Origin of the sequence: Williamsia sp. 1135 (assembly GCF_002095395.1) — a bacterium.
In the GTDB taxonomy this organism is placed as follows: domain Bacteria; phylum Actinomycetota; class Actinomycetes; order Mycobacteriales; family Mycobacteriaceae; genus Williamsia.
The window spans coordinates 1-16,671 of sequence record NZ_MJEI01000060.1 but is presented as its reverse complement, the minus strand read 5'-3'; the positions used below and the strand labels follow the sequence as shown (position 1 = coordinate 16,671).

The window sequence follows — 16,671 nt, the reverse complement described above, 5'->3', positions numbered from 1 at the left end:
GACAGCGTAGAGGTCGTCCTCGCATATGTGAAACCCGCTACTGCTGGGTGCTGAGCAAACCCCACTGCTCGAGGCCCTCGTACAGCGGGAAGTCGAGCGCCAGCTGCGAGACCCGGGCCCGCAGCGCCGACACGTCCGCGGACTGTCCCGCAGCCAGCGCGGTGCCGATGATGTCGGCGACCTCACGGAACTGCTCCTCGCCGAAGCCGCGGGTGGCCAGCGCGGGCGTACCGATACGCAGACCCGAGGTGACCATCGGCGGACGCGGGTCGAAGGGCACCGCGTTGCGGTTGACGGTGATGCCCACCTGGTGGAGCAGGTCTTCACCCTGCTGGCCGTCGAGTTCACTGTTGCGCAGGTCGACCAGCACCAGGTGCACGTCGGTACCACCGGTCAGGACCGAGACACCGGCTCCGGCGACGTCTTCGCCGCCCAGGCGCTCGGCCAGGATGCGAGCACCGTCGAGGGTGCGCTGCTGACGCTCTTTGAAGTCTTCGGAACCGGCGATCTTGAGCGCCACGGCCTTGGCGGCGATCACGTGCATGAGTGGGCCGCCCTGCTGACCGGGGAACACGGCCGAGTTGAGCTTCTTGGCCCACTCCTTCTTGGCCAGGATCAGCCCGGAGCGGGGTCCACCGAGGGTCTTGTGAACGGTCGTCGAGACCACATCCGCGTAGGGCACGGGCGAGGGGTGCAGGCCCGCGGCGACCAGTCCGGCGAAGTGCGCCATGTCAACCCACAGGTGCGCGCCGACCTCGTCCGCGATGGAACGGAAGGCCTCGAAGTCCAACGTGCGCGGGTAGGCCGACCAGCCGGCGACGATGACCTTCGGCTTGGCGTCGAGGGCGATCTTGCGGACATCGTCCATATCGACGCGGAAGTCTTCTTTGCTGACGCCGTAAAACGCGTTCTCGTAGAGCTTGCCCGAGAAGTTGAGCCGCATGCCGTGAGTCAGGTGACCACCGTGTGCCAGGTCCAGACCGAGCAGCGTCTCCCCCGGCTCCATCAGTGCGGCCAGCACCGCTGCATTCGCCTGTGCACCCGAATGAGGCTGCACATTGGCGAACTCGGCGCCGAAGAGGTCCTTGGCGCGGTTGCGGGCGATGTCCTCGACGACGTCGACGTATTCGCAGCCGCCGTAGTAGCGGCGTCCGGGGTAACCCTCGGCGTACTTGTTGGTCAGGACACTGCCCTGGGCCTGCAGCACTGCTCGAGGCACGAAGTTCTCGGAGGCGATCATCTCGAGGGTGTCGCGTTGCCGAGTCAACTCCCCGTTCATCGCGGCCGCCACATCCGGGTCCAGCTCAGCCAGGGATGCGGTGTTGACGTCGGTCATGTGTCTCCTTAGACGCTCGCGGCGCGGTAGATTCGGCACCCGCCAGTGTAGGAGACCTGCCGGGGCCTGGGTTAATCCCCTGCCAGCTCGGCCCGTAGCGCCGCGGGGGTCAACGGCTCGTCGAGTAATCGACCGAACCGGCCGAGGCGATCGGCTGCGGGTGCAACATCCAGCCATGTGCCCAGCAACCGGTACCCCTCGACGTATGTGCTGATGTACGCGCGCCATAGCGGCGACGACAGGAACCGGAGCATCTGCCGAGCTCGTTCGTCGGTCGCGAGCAGCCACGTCCGCAGGTACGCGGCCACCGAGTCCTGATCCCCGCCCCGATCGTGCAGCAACAGCGCGGCATCCTGCCGGACCCCGAGCAGTCCACCCGTTGCTGCGCTGATCGCCTCGGCGCGCTGCCCGTCGAATCGCAGTCCGAGGTCGGCGTAGATCTCTTGCGCCCAGGTGCCCCAGTCCGGTCCGATGGCGGCCACAAGCGCGTGGTCCGCGAGTCCTTCAGCCATCAGGCACTGGGGCGTGTTCACCAGAAAGATCGACTGTTCGTGCTGGCCGGCACCGACCAGGAATTGTTCTTTTCGGCAGTGTTCGGTGTGATGGCCCGGGTACGCCTCGTGTGCGATCAGGTGGGGCAACGACGACATGTACTGCGTGAGATCGCCGTTGATCGCGACCCGCGATCGGTAGTCGCCGAGGTAGTAGTTGAACCCCGACCACGGCTTGTCCGAGACCACCTCGAACTCGACGACCTCGGCATCGGGAAGCGGGTACGTGCCGCGGACCTTCTCGCGTAGCGCTCCGCTGAACGCGGACACGGCGTCTGCGATCTTCTCGCGCGGGATCTCCTCGGACCGGCGGTGGGCGGCGTATCTGACCGCGAGGTCGCCGGTACCCGGGAGCAAGGCATCGAGGTCGGCGTGAGACTGCCGGTAGAGCTCGGGGTCACCCATCTCGATGTCGACGTCGTCGAAGTAGCTGCGGACCTCGTCTACGAATCCGATGTCGTCGCCGGCGAACTTGCGGGCCGAACATTCGAGTGCCGTGAGCGCCGAATCGATGAACTCCGTCCGTGTCTTGTCCAGTCCTGCACCCGGGAGTTCGGTGCGCAACCAAGCCGCCTGCCGGGCAAGCGCTCTCGGATCGGGTGCCGGCGCGTTCTCGATCTCTCGCCGTAGCGACGGGTCCCCCGTGAAGGCATCGACGAACCCGGGTTCAAGGCGGTCGAAGGCCAATCCGAGTCGCAGATACTGCTCGACGAGCGCGGAGGTGTTCATGGGCGTAAACGCTACCGAAACCACCCCGACGTTTCCTCGTCAAGACCCGTTCGCAACACTGAACGCATGCCAGGGGCCGCACGGATCGAATGTTGACATGTCACGGATAACCGAGCCGAGCCCGTACATCGAACTCGACCGCAGGCAGTGGCGTGGTCTGCGCCAGTCGATGCCCATGGTGCTGACCGAAGGTGAACTCCGGGAATTGCGCGGTCTCGGAGAGCAGATCGACCTCACCGAGGTCGCGGACGTCTATCTACCGCTGTCCCGTCTGATCCACCTCCAGGTGGCCGCGCGGCAGCGGTTGTTCGCTGCGACCTCGACCTTTCTCGGGGAACGACAACCCGAAAGACAGGTGCCGTTCATCATCGGCGTGGCGGGCAGCGTCGCGGTCGGCAAATCGACCACGGCACGCGTGCTGCAGGCCCTACTCGCGCGCTGGGAGAGTCACCCCAAGGTCGACCTCGTCACCACTGACGGTTTCCTTTATCCAACGGTCGAACTCGAGCGCCGGGGCATCATGCACCGCAAGGGGTTTCCCGAATCCTACGATCGCAGGGCGTTGCTGCGCTTCGTCACAGAGGTCAAGTCGGGGGCACGAGACGTCTCGGCGCCGGTGTACTCCCATGTGTCCTACGACATCGTCCGCGGCACCAAACATCATGTCCAACAACCCGACATCTTGATCGTCGAGGGTCTCAACGTACTTCAGACCGGCTCCAGGCTCATGGTGTCGGATCTGTTCGACTTCTCGATCTACGTCGACGCCAGGATCGAAGACATCGAAGATTGGTACATCACCCGCTTCTTGGCGATGCGCACAACGGCTTTCGCAGACCCGCAATCACATTTCCACCACTATTCGTCCCTGACCGACGACCAGGCGACGCTGGCCGCCCGAGACATCTGGAACGGCATCAACCGGCCCAATTTGGTGGAGAACATCCTCCCCACCCGCCCTCGCGCCACGCTCGTGCTGCGCAAAGACGCCGATCACGCGATCAATCGGGTGCGGCTGCGCAAGATCTGACGCGGGACGATCACTTACCGAAGCGCCGGCTACGAGCGGCGTAGTCGCGCAATGCGCGTAGAAAGTCGACGCGCCGAAATGCCGGCCAATAGGCGTCTGTGAACCAGATCTCCGAATAGGCACTCTGCCAGAGCAGGAAGCCCGAAAGCCGTTGCTCGCCTGACGTTCTGATGACGAGGTCGGGGTCGGGCTGTCCGCGGGTGTAGAGATTCTGGTCGATGGCCTCCACGGTCACCGCGTCGACGAGTTCATCGGGCGAATCACCGGCAGCGATCCGGTCGGCGAGCAACGATCGGACCGAGTCGACGATCTCCTGCCGTCCACCGTAGCCGACCGCCACGTTCACGTTGGGTCCCGTGCGTCCGGAGGACTGTTGCTGCGCCGCCTTGAGCCGCGCCGAGACCTGATCGGGCAACTGGTCGAGCGCCCCGACGATGTTCACCCGCCAGGGCTGTCCCGGCGCGGAGATCTCCTCGACGATGTCGGGAACGATCTCCAGGAGCGCGCCCAGTTCTTCGGAGTCACGGCTCAGGTTCTCCGTGGAGAGCAGATAGACCGTCACGGTCTCGATACCCAGTTCACTGCACCAACTCAGCACCTCGGCGATCTTCTGCGCACCGACACGATGACCGTGGTTGACGTTCTCGAATCCCGCCGCCCGGGCCCACCTACGATTTCCGTCACAGATGATGGCGATGTGCCGCGGATATCTCGACGGGTCCAGATAATGCGTCAGCCGACGTTCGTAGACCCGGTACATGGGTCCGCGCATGGTGTCGGGAATCAGCTTCACCCGCTACACCTTACGCGGCGCCCGTGTCGCAGGACCGAAACCTACGGTACCGTAAGTTGTGGTCGAATCTGAACTGGCACTGCTGGCCGAACTCAAGCCTCGGATGCGCGGATGGATTCATCTGTACGCCGGGTTCGTGGCCATCCTCACCGGCCTTGTGCTGGGCACGGTCGCCTGGGCGCTGGTCGGGCCCATGGCGGCCCTGGCCTGCGGAATATATGCACTCACCGTGTGTGGTGTGTTCGGCGTGAGCGCCACCTACCACCGCGTCGACTGGACCTCCGACGTCGCCAGGACCTGGATGAAGCGCGCCGACCATTCGATGATCTTCGTGTTCATCGCCGGCAGCTATACCCCCTTCTGTGTGATGGGCCTGGAGCCGCCGGAACAGGTGATCGTGTTGATCATCGTCTGGTCTGGAGCGCTGGCCGGAGTCACCCTGAAAGTGCTCTGGCCCGGGTCCCCGCGCTGGCTCGGGGTTCCCCTCTACATACTTCTCGGCTGGACGATCGTGGCTGTGATACCAGCGCTGATCGACTCCGTCGGGACGGCCGTGGTCGTGCTCCTGGCGATCGGCGGCCTGTTCTACACGATCGGCGGCATCCTCTACGCCACCCGCTGGCCCGACCCGTGGCCAACCACCTTCGGCCACCACGAGTTCTTCCATGCCTGCACCGTCATCGCCGCGCTGGTGCACTACATAGCCGTCTGGCTCGTCCTGTTCGAATAGCGGTGCCGGTCTGGCTGCGGTGCCGGTTTGGCTCGCTCCGCTCGCGGCAGCTTCGGCCTTTGAGCGCGTGTTCTTCCCTCCTCGATCGCATCGCTTCGCTCGCTCCTCGTCAGTCCAGAACACGCGCGGCCGGCTGCGGACACTCCCATCGGTCGCTTCGCTCCCTCGCTCGTGTCATCTGAGCCCGTCGCCGTCGTGCCTTCAGCGCTTGGCTGCCGAGAGGGCTCCGATCACGTCGAGGGTGGCATCCCAATCCATGCACTTGTCGGTGACCGACTGGCCGTAGGTGAGCGGAGTGGCCTCGGTCGACTGGGCACCGGCGACAAGGAAGCTCTCGAGCATGACACCGCTGATCCCCTGCTGACCGTCGGCGATCATAGCGGCGATCTCCGTGGCGACCCCGGCCTGCCGGACATGGTCTTTGCCAGAGTTGGCGTGAGAGCAATCGATCATCAACAGTTCGGGAAGACCCGCCTTGGCGAGCGAGGCGAGGGCACCCTCGATCGATGCGGCGTCGAAGTTCGGGCCGCCTGTGCCACCACGCAAGATGATGTGGCAGTCGGTGTTGCCCGCGGTCTCGACGATCGCACCCCGGCCGAAATCGTCGACACCGAAGAAGACGTGTTCAGCCGCTGCAGCTTTCACACCGTCGGTGGCGACCTGGATGTTTCCGTCGGTGCCGTTCTTGAAGCCGATGGGCATCGACAGACCCGAGGCGAGCTGCCGATGCACCTGGGATTCGGTGGTGCGGGCGCCGATTGCGCCCCACGCCACTGCATCGGCGATGTACTGCGGGCTCGTGGGTTCGAGGAACTCACAACCGACGGGCAGCCCGAGGTCGATGATGTCGAGCAGCAGCGAACGAGCCACGCGCAGGCCACGTTCGACGTCGAAGCTGCCATCCATGCCAGGGTCGTTGATCAGACCCTTCCAACCGACCGTGGTGCGCGGCTTCTCGAAGTAGACCCGCATCACGATCTTCAGACGATCAGCGTGCTCGGTGGCGATCGGCGCGAGGCGACGGGCGTAATCGAGGGCGGCGATCGGATCGTGAACGGAGCACGGCCCCACGATGACCAGCAACCGGTCGTCGCGGCCGGCGAGGATGGCGGCGATCTCGTCGCGGTCACGCTGAACCACCTCAGCGCGACGGGCGGTCAGCGGCAGTTCCGAACGCACGGTGTCGGGCGACGGGATCTCGCGGAACGACCGGATACGACGGTCGGAGGTCTGGGGTCCGGACAGGATTCCCTGTTCGTTGCTCATGTTGTGTGCCTTCCTGATTCGGCGGGCACCTCAACACGGTCGTCCGGGCGCCCTGACAAAGAAAAAGCAGCGACCGCTATCGGTCACTGCTCGGGGCTCCGGGTGTTATTGCGCGTCAGCGTAGCGCTGTATCGGCGGCTCCACCCGGAGCCTCGATAAAGCGCCAATAGGCACGTGCGCGGTTGTTCACGTCGGCTAATCTAGCACGACCGCGCCGCAACCGGAATTCCCCCTCGCGTTGTCCCGCACGTCGGAGCCCTCACGGCTGGCCCCGGTCGATGACCCGGGAGAGCACGATGATGCTCTCAGAGTGGTCGACGGTCTCGGCGGCCCGAATGCGCTCGAGCGCCGCCTCGAGGTGTTGCACATCCCGCGCCACCACCCGCAGGATGGCGTCGGCCTGGCCGGTGACCGTCGCTGCACTGACGACTTCGGTGATGTGTTCCCAGGAGCGCGCGAGGATGTCCGGAGCGATGGTCCCCCGGCAGAAGACCTGCACATACGCCTCCGTCGTCCACTTGAGCGCCGCCGGATCCGTCACGACAGTGAAGCCTCGGATGACGCCTGAAGAGACGAGGCGGTCGACGCGTCGTTTCACGGCAGGCGCCGACAGCCGGACCTGCTCGCCTATCTGCGCGTACGTCTGCCGCGCGTCGCGCGTCAGGCACGCCAGAATTGCCTCGTCGAGTTCGTCGAGCGCCGCCATGACCACCCTCCTGAGTGTTTCATCCGCGCCACGCAACGGATTCCACTATTCTGCCAGAAGACACAACAGATACCGGGTGTAGACGCAATGTCCGACGATTGATTGCGCTATGGGCCCTTCATACGATCAACCTGTGACCATCACCGACCTCGCTCCCCTCCATTCGCGCGAACGAATCTCCCGACCGCGCGCTTATGCCATGACCATCCCGACACACTTCGAGGTCAGCTACTGCATCAACCCGTGGATGGATCCGGCGATCCCGGTCGACACCTCGTTGGCGGTCGCGCAGTGGAACAGTCTCCGGCGCACTTATCTCGACCTCGGGCACACCGTTGACCTCGTGCCTGCACAGCCCGGCCTCCCCGACATGGTCTACGCCGCCAACGGCGGCCTCGTCGCCGGTGGCGTCGCGATCGCCGCCCGGTTCCGGCATGACGAACGCCGGGCGGAGGGTCCCGTGTACGCGGCGTGGCTGGCGGGTGCCGGGGTCGGCCCGGTCCATCACCTCGACGGCATCAACGAGGGTGAGGGCGACTTTCTCGTCGTCGGTGACAGAATCCTGGCCGGCACCGGTTTCCGCACCGACCACGGTGCGCACGAACAGGTTCAGCGGCTCACCGGGATGCCGGTCGTGAGCCTCGAACTCGTCGATCCGCGCTACTACCACCTCGACACCGTGATCGCAGTCCTCGACGACCAGACCATCGCCTACCACCCTGCCGCATTCTCGGCAGCTGCTCAGGACACCTTGGCCACGCTCTATCCCGATGCCGTCATCGCGTCCGATTCCGATGCCGCCGTGCTCGGACTCAACCTCGTATCCGACGGCCACCATGTCGTGATGACCGACGCGGCACCGCAGTTGGCCGCCGCCATCGCCGGGGCCGGGTTCTCCGTCATCGAGGTCGACCTGTCCGAACTCCTCAAGGGCGGCGGCGGAGTCAAATGTTGCACTCTCGAACTACGCAGGACAGGAACACCATCATGAGCATCGACCTCACCAGCGCCGTCGGACCGGTCTTCAGTTCGGGCGAGCACATCGCCATGGTCGATGATCATGCCGCGCACAACTATTCGCCTCTACCCGTCGTGGCGGCCACCGCCGAGGGCGTGTGGATCACCGACGTCGAAGGCAATCGCTACCTCGACGCCCTGGCGGGGTACTCCGCGGTCAATTTCGGACATCGGAACACCGAGATCGTCGCCGCGGTGACCGACCAACTGAGCCGGTTGACGTTGACCAGCAGAGCTTTCCACTCCGACCGCCTCGGACCGTTCTGCCGCGACCTGGCGGCACTGTGCGGTAAAGACATGGTGCTGCCGATGAACACCGGAGCCGAAGCCGTCGAGTCCGCGATCAAGGTGGCCCGCAAGTGGGGTACAGACGTCAAAGGCGTACCTACCGATCAGGCCTCGATCGTGGTGGCCGCGGGAAACTTTCACGGTCGCACCACCACCATCGTCAGCTTCTCCGACGACGAGACGGCACGCCGCGGTTTCGGTCCGTTCACACCGGGCTTCCGGATCGTCCCATTCGGTGACGTCGACGCCATGGCCGCCGCCATCGATGACACCACGGTCGCGGTACTGATCGAACCGATCCAGGGTGAAGCCGGGGTGGTCGTGCCACCTGCGGACTACCTTCCCAGGGTGCGAGACCTGTGCACTGCTGCAGAGGTCCTGATGATCTGCGACGAGATCCAGTCGGGTCTGGGTCGAACGGGCAAGACGTTCGCCTCAGATCACTGGGGAGTGGTGCCGGACCTGCACACCCTTGGCAAGGCGCTCGGCGGCGGCGTGCTCCCGGTGTCTGCCGTGGTCGGCAACAGCGATGTACTCGGCGTCTTGGCGCCCGGCGAACACGGTTCCACCTTCGGCGGCAATCCCCTTGCTGCCGCCGTCGGTTCGACGGTCGTGAGCATGCTGGGCACCGGCTACTGGCAAGATCGCGCAACCGTCATGGGCGCACATCTGCACGGCAGGCTCGCCGCGATGGTCGGCAGCGGGGTGACCGCCGTGCGCGGACTGGGACTCTGGGCAGGGGTCGACGTGGACCCGACCCTCGGTTCGGGCAAGGACCTGTGCAAGAAACTCGCTCAGCGCGGCGTTCTGGTCAAGGACACCCACGGCTCCACCCTGCGATTCGCTCCGCCGATCGTCATCACGATCGACGAGATCGATTGGGCCATGGATCAATTCGCCAACGTACTGGAGAGTGCCGCCACCAAGTCCTGAGAGGTGGTCACGGGAAGTCCGCACACCGCACCACGGCACACGTAGGCGGACGCCTGCCCGTCGACCATCGGGCGGCCGGCCAGCAAGGGTTGTGAATCGACTGGTCCGGCAACCACCACGGTGCCGCCGGGAACCAGCTGCCGAGTGCGGATCAGCAGCTCGCTCGGTTCCCGTCCCGGCTGCGACACCGCCACCTGGAGTGGCCCGGCGAGCCGCGCCGAGATCACCGCGAGCCAATGACCGGCGGAGCGGGGCAGCTTGTCGAGCAGCACTGCGCCTCTGGCCAGGGTCACATCGGCCAGGGCCGCATAATCGCCGGCGGAGCGGCCTGTTCCTTCGACCGGCGCCAGGGGTGCCGCAGTCAGCAATGCCTCGGCGATCAGAGAGGTGCCGGCGGGAGTCGCGCCGTCGATCGGGTCTCTTGGCCTGGCGAGCAGGCTCTCGGCATCGGAGCCAGAGTCGTACCATGATCCCGGCGCCTGCGGGTCGGCGAACAAATCGATCGTGTTGTCCAGCAGATCGAGTGCCGCATCGAGCCACGGCGGCTCACCGGTGACCTGGGCCAGCGTCAGCAGGGCGGTCACGAGCGCCCCGTGGTCATCGAGCGCTGCGAGCGGCTCCCCCACCACGCCATCGAGCGATGAACGCCGCAGCCGCCCATCGACCACATGACGGGCCAGGATCTCGCGGCCGCACCAGGCCGCGAGGTCAACCCATTCCGGCCGGCCCAGTCCTGCACTGGCTTCGGCGAGCGCGGTGATCGCCATGGCGTTCCAGCCGGTCACCACCTTGCCGTCGCGCGCCGGCTGCGGGCGTTGCGCACGCGCTGCCCACAATCTGTTGCGCACGGACTCGTAGCGGGCCAGATCGATCGGGTCCGCGCGCAACTGCAACGTCGACGCACCCGCTTCGAAGGTCCCTGTCGGCGTCACCGCGAAAAGCTCTGCAGCCCAGTGTCCGTCGTCCTCGCCCAGCACCTCGGTCAGTTCGCCGGGCGTCCAGACATACGTCAGCCCCTCGTGCCCGTCGGTGTCCGCATCCAACGCTGAGGCGAACCCGCCCACCACCGCGAGGTCGCGCTCGAGGAAGCCGACCGTCTCTTCGGTCACCCTGCGCATCAACGGATTCGACGTGATCCGCGCCAGGTGGGCGTACCCGCGGAGTAGTTGCGCGTTGTCGTAGAGCATCTTCTCGAAATGCGGGACCACCCAATCCTGATCGACGGCGTACCTGGCGAACCCGCCACCGAGTTGGTCGTAGATCCCACCCCGCGCCATCACGTCAGCGGTTCGGGCCACAGCGTCGAGAACTGCCGGGTCAGCTGTCCTCTCGTACTCGCGGAGCAGCCCTTCCATCAGCGCAGACGGTGGGAACTTCGGGGCGCCGCCGAAGCCACCATGAGCGTGATCCTCCTCTCGGAGCACGTCGGCGACAGCCTTTGCCAACAACACGTTGTCGAGTGGGTGCTGCGGGTCCGGAAGGCCAGAGGCGTTGGCCCGAAGCTGCTCGGCGACAGCGACACCGACGCGGTCGACCTCCTCGCGGTTGGTCTTCCACGTCCCGGTGATCGCCTCGAGCAGTTGCACAAATGACAGCATGCCCTGCCTGGGCGCAGGCGGAAAATACGTACCGCAGTAGAACGGCTCGCCGCCCGGACTCAGGAAACAGGTCATGGGCCAGCCGCCATGCCCGGTCATCGCGACCGTTGCGTTCATGTAGATGGCGTCGATGTCCGGCCGTTCTTCGCGATCGACCTTGATACAGACGAAGTCCCTGTTCATCACCGCCGCGGTGGCCGGATCCTCGAACGACTCGTGGGCCATCACGTGGCACCAGTGACATGCGGCGTATCCGACCGAGAGCAAAATGGGCACATCGCGCTCGCGTGCCCAGGCCAGGGCGTCGGGACTCCATTGTTGCCAGTGCACCGGATTGTCGGCGTGCTGGCGAAGATACGGGCTGGTCGCCTCAGCGAGGCTGTTGCTGCCGCGGGTCACCGTCGGTCCCGTCGTCGGCGGCCTGATCGGCCTCCGGGTTGTCCCAGTCGAACTTCTTCGGAAGTCCCCGGAGGTGCCGGTTCATCGACCAAATCAAGAAGACGGTTCCCGCCAACAGCAGCAGCACCACGAGCAGTCCCATGGGTGAGGCCTTGCCGAACTCGGGCCCCTCCGTCTTGGCGAGAACGTCCGTCAGATGGGCCGCCGCCAGGGTGGTGGTCATTCTGACGCCCCCGCCGCGATCGCCGCGTCGATACCCGCGAACAGATCGGTCTCCGGAATCGCGGTCTTCACCCGCGTCTTCGCGAGCTCGAATTCCTCCGTGGGCCAGAGCCTTTGCTGCCACTCCATGGGCACGGCGAAGAAAACGCCGTTCGGATCGATCTGCGTCGCATGGGACCGCAGCGCTTCGTCACGCTGCGGGAAAAAATCACCGCAGGTCACCTGGGTGGTGACCCGGCCCATCAGGTTTCCACGCTCGGGATCCCATTTCGAGAGCCATTCCGCGAACGGGCTCTCCTTACCGATCTTCGCGTACTCGTCGGAGAACAGCACCATGCGGTCGCGGATGAAACCGTGGGTGTAGTAGATCTTCGACACCGTCCACGGGTCGCCCGCGTCAGGGAATTGCTCCGGATCGCCCGCGGCCTCGTAGGCCGCCATCGAGACCTCATGGTCACGGATGTGATCGGGATGCGGGTAGCCACCGAGTTCGTCGTAGGTGATCATCACGTGCGGCTTGAAGTCGCGGACAACGCGGACCAGGGCCTCGGTCGAGACCTCGAGCGGCACGGTGGCGAACGAACCTTCCGGCAGCGGGGGCAGCGGGTCGCCCTCGGGAAGCCCGGAGTCGACGAAACCGAGCCACATCTGCTCCACACCGAGCGCTGCAGCGGCCTTGGCCATCTCCTCGCGGCGGACCTCGGGCATCCGGTCCTTGATCCCCGGCAGATCCATCGCCGGGTTCAGGATGTCGCCCCGTTCACCGCCGGTGAGAGTCACCACCAAGACGTCGTGACCATCGGCGGCGTACTTGGCCATCGTGGCCGCGCCCTTGCTGGACTCGTCGTCGGGGTGCGCATGCACCGCCATGAGCCGTAGTCCACCCACGCGTTTCCTCACCTTCACAGTGCCGGTCATCGGCTTCAATACTCCCACCGAACGTGCGACCCGCCCTCACCGGTCCTCCAGGTTCTCCCTACATGGTAGGTATGAACCCATGACCAGCGCTCGCAGCCTCCCGCAGGGGCGCTACCCCACAGAACGGTCGCCACGATCCCGCCGACGCTGGTTCGTGGTGCTCACGACGTTGGTGGTGGCAGCCGGGGTTTTGCTCGCCTGGCTCGGCTACCAGCGCTTTTCCGACCCTGACATCTCGGGTGAGGCCAGCGGATACCTGATCATCGACAGCTCCACGGTCGAGGTGAAGTTCACGGTGAACCGCAAGGACCCGAGCAAACCGGCGACCTGCGTCTTGCGAGCCCGCTCGAAAGACGGCTCCGAGACGGGTCGACGTGAGGTCTACATTCCGGCATCGAGCCAGACGCAACTGTCATTGTCGTCACTCGTCCGCACCTCGGCTGCGCCGGCCGTCGGCGAGGTCTACGGCTGCAGCGAGTCGGTGCCGGACTACCTCGTCGCGCCGTGACCCGGTAGTCCCGATCAACCGTCAACCGAATGGCGGACACCGTGCTCCGCTCCCCCGGCCGTGACCTGCAATGTCTCGCGCCTCACCCGTTCGACACCTTTCTGTGACTAACTATTCAGCCGTCCCTTGCGACGGTGGTAGTGGGTCGGCAACGAAAGGATCTTCTCGATGAAAACCATTGCGAGTTCTACCTTTTCGACACGAATCTGCATGACCGTATTCGCCGCGTCGATCGCTGCGGCGAGCGTGACAGGGTGCGGCGCCGCTGACGAAGGCAACTCATTCCCGGTGACCACCACACTGACCGAAACCGACGTCGTCGCCACCACGATCACGTCGCCACCACCGACGACGAACAGCCCCGCCGCCAGTCCGTTGAGCAGTGCCACGTGTGACGTGGACACGGTGACGATCGATTCCGCGATCGCGCAGATCGCGCCCCCGATGCCCGGAGTCGGCTGGGTCGAAGGGGAGAGCAATGTGAACACATGTGCCTCGCTCACGTACGTGACCTTGGACACCGAGGGAGGCACCGTGTCGTCCCCGTACCAGCTGCTGCTCTTCCACGACGGCGAGTTCCTCGGCACCGGAACTTCCTGCAACCTGAGCTACCAGACCGTGGCCGCCACCACCGATGACCGAATCGACGTCCGGTACCGCTACCTCGTGGGCGATGAGGCCAACGCCGACCCGCAGGGTGAGGCATACGTGAGCTATCACTGGAACGGCTCCGGTGTCGACATGCTCGGCGAGCTGCCGGAGGCGGTCACCCGAGGCGACTGCTGATCGCCCATAATCGGCACCCATGACACCAACAACACAGTCTGGGCAGCCGGACCCGTCCACCGCCAAGGGACCGGGTCCGGCGTTCGCCACCATCACCAGCTACTACTTTCCGATGCTCGTCGCGCTCTTCGTCGGCGTGATGATGATCAGCAACATCACCGGCACCAAGGGCGTGGTGCTGTTCCCCGATCTCCACGTCGACCTCGGACCGCTGTCCATGGACGGTCTGGTCACCGACGGCGCGTTCTACCTCTTCCCCCTCGCATACGTCCTCGGTGACGTGATCAGTGAGGTCTACGGCTTCAAGGCGATGCGGCGCACGATCCTCGCCGGGTTCTTCGTCCTGCTCATCGCCTCACTGTGCTTCTGGCTGACCATCCACCTGCCCGCAGCCGACTTCTACGACGGGCAGGAGTCGTTCAAGACCGTCGCCGGCGTCGTCCCCCAGTTCCTGGCCGCAGGTTTGGCCGGATACATCGTGGGCGAGTTCCTCAATTCTTGGGTTCTCGTCACAATGAAGGAACGGTCCGGAGAAAAACACCTCTGGGCCCGTCTGCTGGGGTCGACCGTCGTCGGCGAGTTCTTCGACACCCTGGTTTTCTGTTCCATTGCCGCTACCGCACTGGGCATTTCGACCTGGTCGGATTTCGTGAACTACACGATCATCGGATTTGTGTGGAAAACACTGGTCGAGGTGGCGATCATGCCGCTGACCTATCTGTTCGTCGGTTGGCTCAAGAAACGCGAGCCCACCTACGGTTCCGCACTCGAAACTGCGGGCACAATTAGATAAGAATTCGAGAACCGTCCATCTGTGCTGGTACTCTTGGCTGATACACGGTCCCGAGAGGGGCCGTGTTGCTGTATTTAACGAGAGGGAGTGACGAGCATGACCGACACCGAGGTGACCTGGCTTACCCAGGAGTCCCATGATCGGCTCAAAGAGGAGCTCGACGCTCTCATCGCGAATCGTCCGGTGATTGCTGCCGAGATCAACGAGCGCCGCGAAGAGGGCGACCTCAAGGAGAACGGTGGCTACCACGCTGCCCGTGACGAGCAGGGCCAGCAAGAGGCCCGCATCCGTCAACTCCAGGAGCTGCTCAACACCGCCAAGGTTGGCGAGACCCCCACTCAGTCGGGCGTTGCATTGCCCGGGTCCGTGGTCAAGGTCTACTACGACGGCGACGAGTCAGACACCGAGACCTTCCTGATCGCAACCCGAGAACAGGGTTCGTCGGATGAAAAGCTCGAGGTCTACTCCCCGAAGTCGCCGCTCGGTGGTTCGCTCATCGACGCCAAGATCGGTGACACCCGCAAGTACACCGTGCCCAGTGGGGCCACCGTGTCCGTGACCTTGGTCAGCGCGGAGCCGTACCACACGTAAAACCCCATTTTGGTGGCTTTTGGCGACTGAACCCGCAGGTCGGGTTCGCCAGAAGCCACCATTTTTGGTTTCAAGGTCGTTGGGTACTCGCGTGACCATGACCGAACCGAGTTCGACCGCCACCCGTATCGCCGCGTTCGCCGAAGAGCACTCCGACTACACCGCGATCGCCTTCGACAACGACGGCAAGATCATCGACTGGAAGACCTCTGGCGATTGGGTCAATGGTTCTCACGAGGGTGAGCGCATCCATGTGGTCGACGGTGACATCACCGCCGAAGCCGTTCAGCACGTGCTGGACAGCTGAGGTCTCGCACCACCTTCTGGTGCGCCGGAGCGACGTCAACTCGCTCCGTCGCGGCTCTTCAGCGCACTGTCGTACCCCTCTGGCATAGTCGCTCATATGTTCGAGGGTGGGGATTACGACGTACAGCGGGTGGCCGGTATCGGCCCCGCGAACTGGCTGCGGCCCAACGAGTTGCTCCGCAACTGCGAGCGGTCGGTCGCCGCGCAAAGCTACTTCGAATGGGTCCGCTACGACAGCGCCGCCCAACTACACAAACTGGTCGTCGCACCCCTAGAGGACACCCCGGTGGCGCTACGGGCGGTCGACCCGTTCAGTGTCTGCGCCGCGCAACTGGCCGCGGCGCAGCAGATCACCCAGCAAGGCGCCGAGCACTACCTGACCCGAGCCCTGGCCCTGCGCGACCGGCTCCCGCACGTCAAACAACTGCTGAAAGAAGGGCACGTCGCCGCCCACCACATCGCGCAGATCGTCTCCCGCACCGATCTGATCGAGGGCTCCGAGCACATGGCCGATATCGACCGTGACATCGCCGCCCAACTACGCCGCCGGGGATCCTGGTCGACCAACCGGATCCGGGACATGGTCGATGCGATGATCATGCTCCGCGACCCCGACCTGGTAAGGGAGAACCGCACAGAGGCCAAGAAACGTCGTGGGGTGTGGAACAACAACATCGGCGACGGGATGTCAGCGCTCGACGCCGTCGGATCCGCCGAGACCAACAACCTCATCATGCAACGCCTGGAGAAATTGGCGATGTCGGTGTGCAACGCCGATCCGCGTCGCAAAGCCGAACGAATGGCCGATGCCCTCTTCGCGACGGTGATGGGACGCGAGTTCAGCTGCGAGTGCCCCAAAGACCCCAAACATCCCTGCACAGCCAGCATCTGGACATGGCCCGCAGACACGATGGTCTCGGGCGTCGATATGAAACTGGTCCTGCACGTCATCGCTGACCAAGCAACGGTCAACGGCGACGCCGACCACCCCGGCTACCTGCAAGGGCACGGCATCATCTCCGCCGAACATGTCCGCGACATCGCCGAACGCCCCGAAACCAAACAGCGCCCGATGCGCAACGAGTACGAACAATCCCAACCCCTCTGGAACGACCACGACCTACGCGCCGAAGCCGAATACGCCGACCTCTACGCCCAAGACCAAGCCGCC

Annotated in this window: 19 protein-coding genes; 10 read left to right on the top strand and 9 right to left on the bottom strand. The window is 64.8% G+C overall.

What is annotated here, in order from left to right; translation table 11 throughout:
* Positions 1-37: 37 nt before the first annotated feature.
* Together glyA and BFL43_RS03360 are read right to left on the bottom strand one after the other, a co-directional pair.
* Positions 38-1,336 carry a serine hydroxymethyltransferase gene (glyA, locus tag BFL43_RS03365; protein ID WP_084890764.1) on the bottom strand — a complete coding sequence of 433 codons (1,299 nt, stop codon included), beginning with the start codon at positions 1,334-1,336 and terminating at the stop codon, positions 38-40.
* A 71-nt stretch (positions 1,337-1,407) separates the two neighbouring features.
* Positions 1,408-2,616 carry a DUF885 domain-containing protein gene (locus tag BFL43_RS03360; protein WP_084890762.1) on the bottom strand — a complete coding sequence of 403 codons (1,209 nt, stop codon included), beginning with the start codon at positions 2,614-2,616 and terminating at the stop codon, positions 1,408-1,410.
* Positions 2,617-2,713: 97 nt separating this feature from the next.
* Here BFL43_RS03360 and coaA point away from each other — a divergent pair, with 97 nt between their 5' ends.
* Positions 2,714-3,646 (top strand): type I pantothenate kinase, encoded by a 933-nt coding sequence (gene coaA, locus BFL43_RS03355; RefSeq protein ID WP_084890760.1) that lies wholly within the window; start codon positions 2,714-2,716, stop codon positions 3,644-3,646.
* A 10-nt stretch (positions 3,647-3,656) separates the two neighbouring features.
* Here the strand turns inward: coaA and BFL43_RS03350 are convergent, their stop codons facing one another.
* On the bottom strand, positions 3,657-4,439 hold the full coding sequence (locus BFL43_RS03350; RefSeq protein WP_084890758.1) for an isoprenyl transferase: 783 nt from the start codon (positions 4,437-4,439) through the stop codon (positions 3,657-3,659).
* Between the two features lie 103 nt (positions 4,440-4,542).
* On the opposite strand from BFL43_RS03350, the gene BFL43_RS03345 reads away from it, so the two are divergent.
* A complete protein-coding gene (locus BFL43_RS03345) occupies positions 4,543-5,169 on the top strand; it encodes a hemolysin III family protein (protein ID WP_084890796.1) in 627 nt (208 codons plus the stop codon).
* Positions 5,170-5,370: 201 nt separating this feature from the next.
* Here the strand turns inward: BFL43_RS03345 and BFL43_RS03340 are convergent, their stop codons facing one another.
* Entirely contained in the window at positions 5,371-6,435 is a 1,065-nt protein-coding gene (locus tag BFL43_RS03340; protein WP_084890756.1) for a 3-deoxy-7-phosphoheptulonate synthase, read from the bottom strand.
* 259 nt (positions 6,436-6,694) lie between these two features.
* Positions 6,695-7,141: an Lrp/AsnC family transcriptional regulator gene (locus tag BFL43_RS03335; protein WP_084890754.1), complete on the bottom strand. Its 447-nt coding sequence runs from the start codon at positions 7,139-7,141 to the stop codon at positions 6,695-6,697.
* Between the two features lie 133 nt (positions 7,142-7,274).
* On the opposite strand from BFL43_RS03335, the gene ddaH reads away from it, so the two are divergent.
* Together ddaH and rocD are read left to right on the top strand one after the other, a co-directional pair.
* Positions 7,275-8,132 carry a dimethylargininase gene (gene ddaH, locus BFL43_RS03330; RefSeq protein WP_084890751.1) on the top strand — a complete coding sequence of 286 codons (858 nt, stop codon included), beginning with the start codon at positions 7,275-7,277 and terminating at the stop codon, positions 8,130-8,132.
* Positions 8,129-9,379 (top strand): ornithine--oxo-acid transaminase, encoded by a 1,251-nt coding sequence (gene rocD, locus BFL43_RS03325; protein ID WP_084890749.1) that lies wholly within the window; start codon positions 8,129-8,131, stop codon positions 9,377-9,379. The genes ddaH and rocD overlap by 4 nt, the downstream gene beginning before the upstream one ends.
* Here rocD and BFL43_RS03320 read toward each other — a convergent pair.
* From BFL43_RS03320 to mca, 3 genes are read right to left on the bottom strand one after another with little or no spacing between them, the layout of a single operon-like run.
* On the bottom strand, positions 9,337-11,376 hold the full coding sequence (locus tag BFL43_RS03320; RefSeq protein ID WP_084890747.1) for a thioredoxin domain-containing protein: 2,040 nt from the start codon (positions 11,374-11,376) through the stop codon (positions 9,337-9,339). The genes rocD and BFL43_RS03320 overlap by 43 nt on opposite strands.
* Positions 11,348-11,599, bottom strand: coding sequence for a hypothetical protein (locus BFL43_RS03315; protein ID WP_084890745.1), 252 nt, complete (start codon positions 11,597-11,599; stop codon positions 11,348-11,350). Before BFL43_RS03315 ends, BFL43_RS03320 begins: the two co-directional genes overlap by 29 nt.
* Positions 11,596-12,468, bottom strand: coding sequence for a mycothiol conjugate amidase Mca (gene mca, locus BFL43_RS03310; protein WP_240498033.1), 873 nt, complete (start codon positions 12,466-12,468; stop codon positions 11,596-11,598). The genes BFL43_RS03315 and mca overlap by 4 nt, the downstream gene beginning before the upstream one ends.
* A gap of 127 nt (positions 12,469-12,595) precedes the next feature.
* Between mca and BFL43_RS03305 the strand changes: the two genes are divergently transcribed.
* Positions 12,596-13,024: a DUF4307 domain-containing protein gene (locus BFL43_RS03305; protein ID WP_084890741.1), complete on the top strand. Its 429-nt coding sequence runs from the start codon at positions 12,596-12,598 to the stop codon at positions 13,022-13,024.
* 107 nt (positions 13,025-13,131) lie between these two features.
* Here the strand turns inward: BFL43_RS03305 and BFL43_RS28800 are convergent, their stop codons facing one another.
* Complete coding sequence (locus BFL43_RS28800; RefSeq protein WP_168176517.1) at positions 13,132-13,413, bottom strand: hypothetical protein; 282 nt, start codon at positions 13,411-13,413, stop codon at positions 13,132-13,134.
* Positions 13,414-13,429: 16 nt separating this feature from the next.
* Here BFL43_RS28800 and BFL43_RS28795 point away from each other — a divergent pair, with 16 nt between their 5' ends.
* The 5 genes from BFL43_RS28795 to BFL43_RS03280 all read left to right on the top strand — a co-directional run.
* Positions 13,430-13,810 (top strand): LppP/LprE family lipoprotein, encoded by a 381-nt coding sequence (locus BFL43_RS28795; RefSeq protein WP_168176516.1) that lies wholly within the window; start codon positions 13,430-13,432, stop codon positions 13,808-13,810.
* A 19-nt stretch (positions 13,811-13,829) separates the two neighbouring features.
* On the top strand, positions 13,830-14,603 hold the full coding sequence (locus BFL43_RS03295; protein ID WP_084890737.1) for a queuosine precursor transporter: 774 nt from the start codon (positions 13,830-13,832) through the stop codon (positions 14,601-14,603).
* Between the two features lie 96 nt (positions 14,604-14,699).
* Entirely contained in the window at positions 14,700-15,194 is a 495-nt protein-coding gene (gene greA, locus BFL43_RS03290) for a transcription elongation factor GreA (RefSeq protein WP_084890735.1), read from the top strand.
* Between the two features lie 97 nt (positions 15,195-15,291).
* Entirely contained in the window at positions 15,292-15,501 is a 210-nt protein-coding gene (locus BFL43_RS03285) for a hypothetical protein (RefSeq protein ID WP_084890794.1), read from the top strand.
* 96 nt (positions 15,502-15,597) lie between these two features.
* Positions 15,598-16,671: DUF222 domain-containing protein (locus BFL43_RS03280; protein ID WP_143695061.1), on the top strand; the 1,074-nt coding region annotated here is incomplete at its 3' end.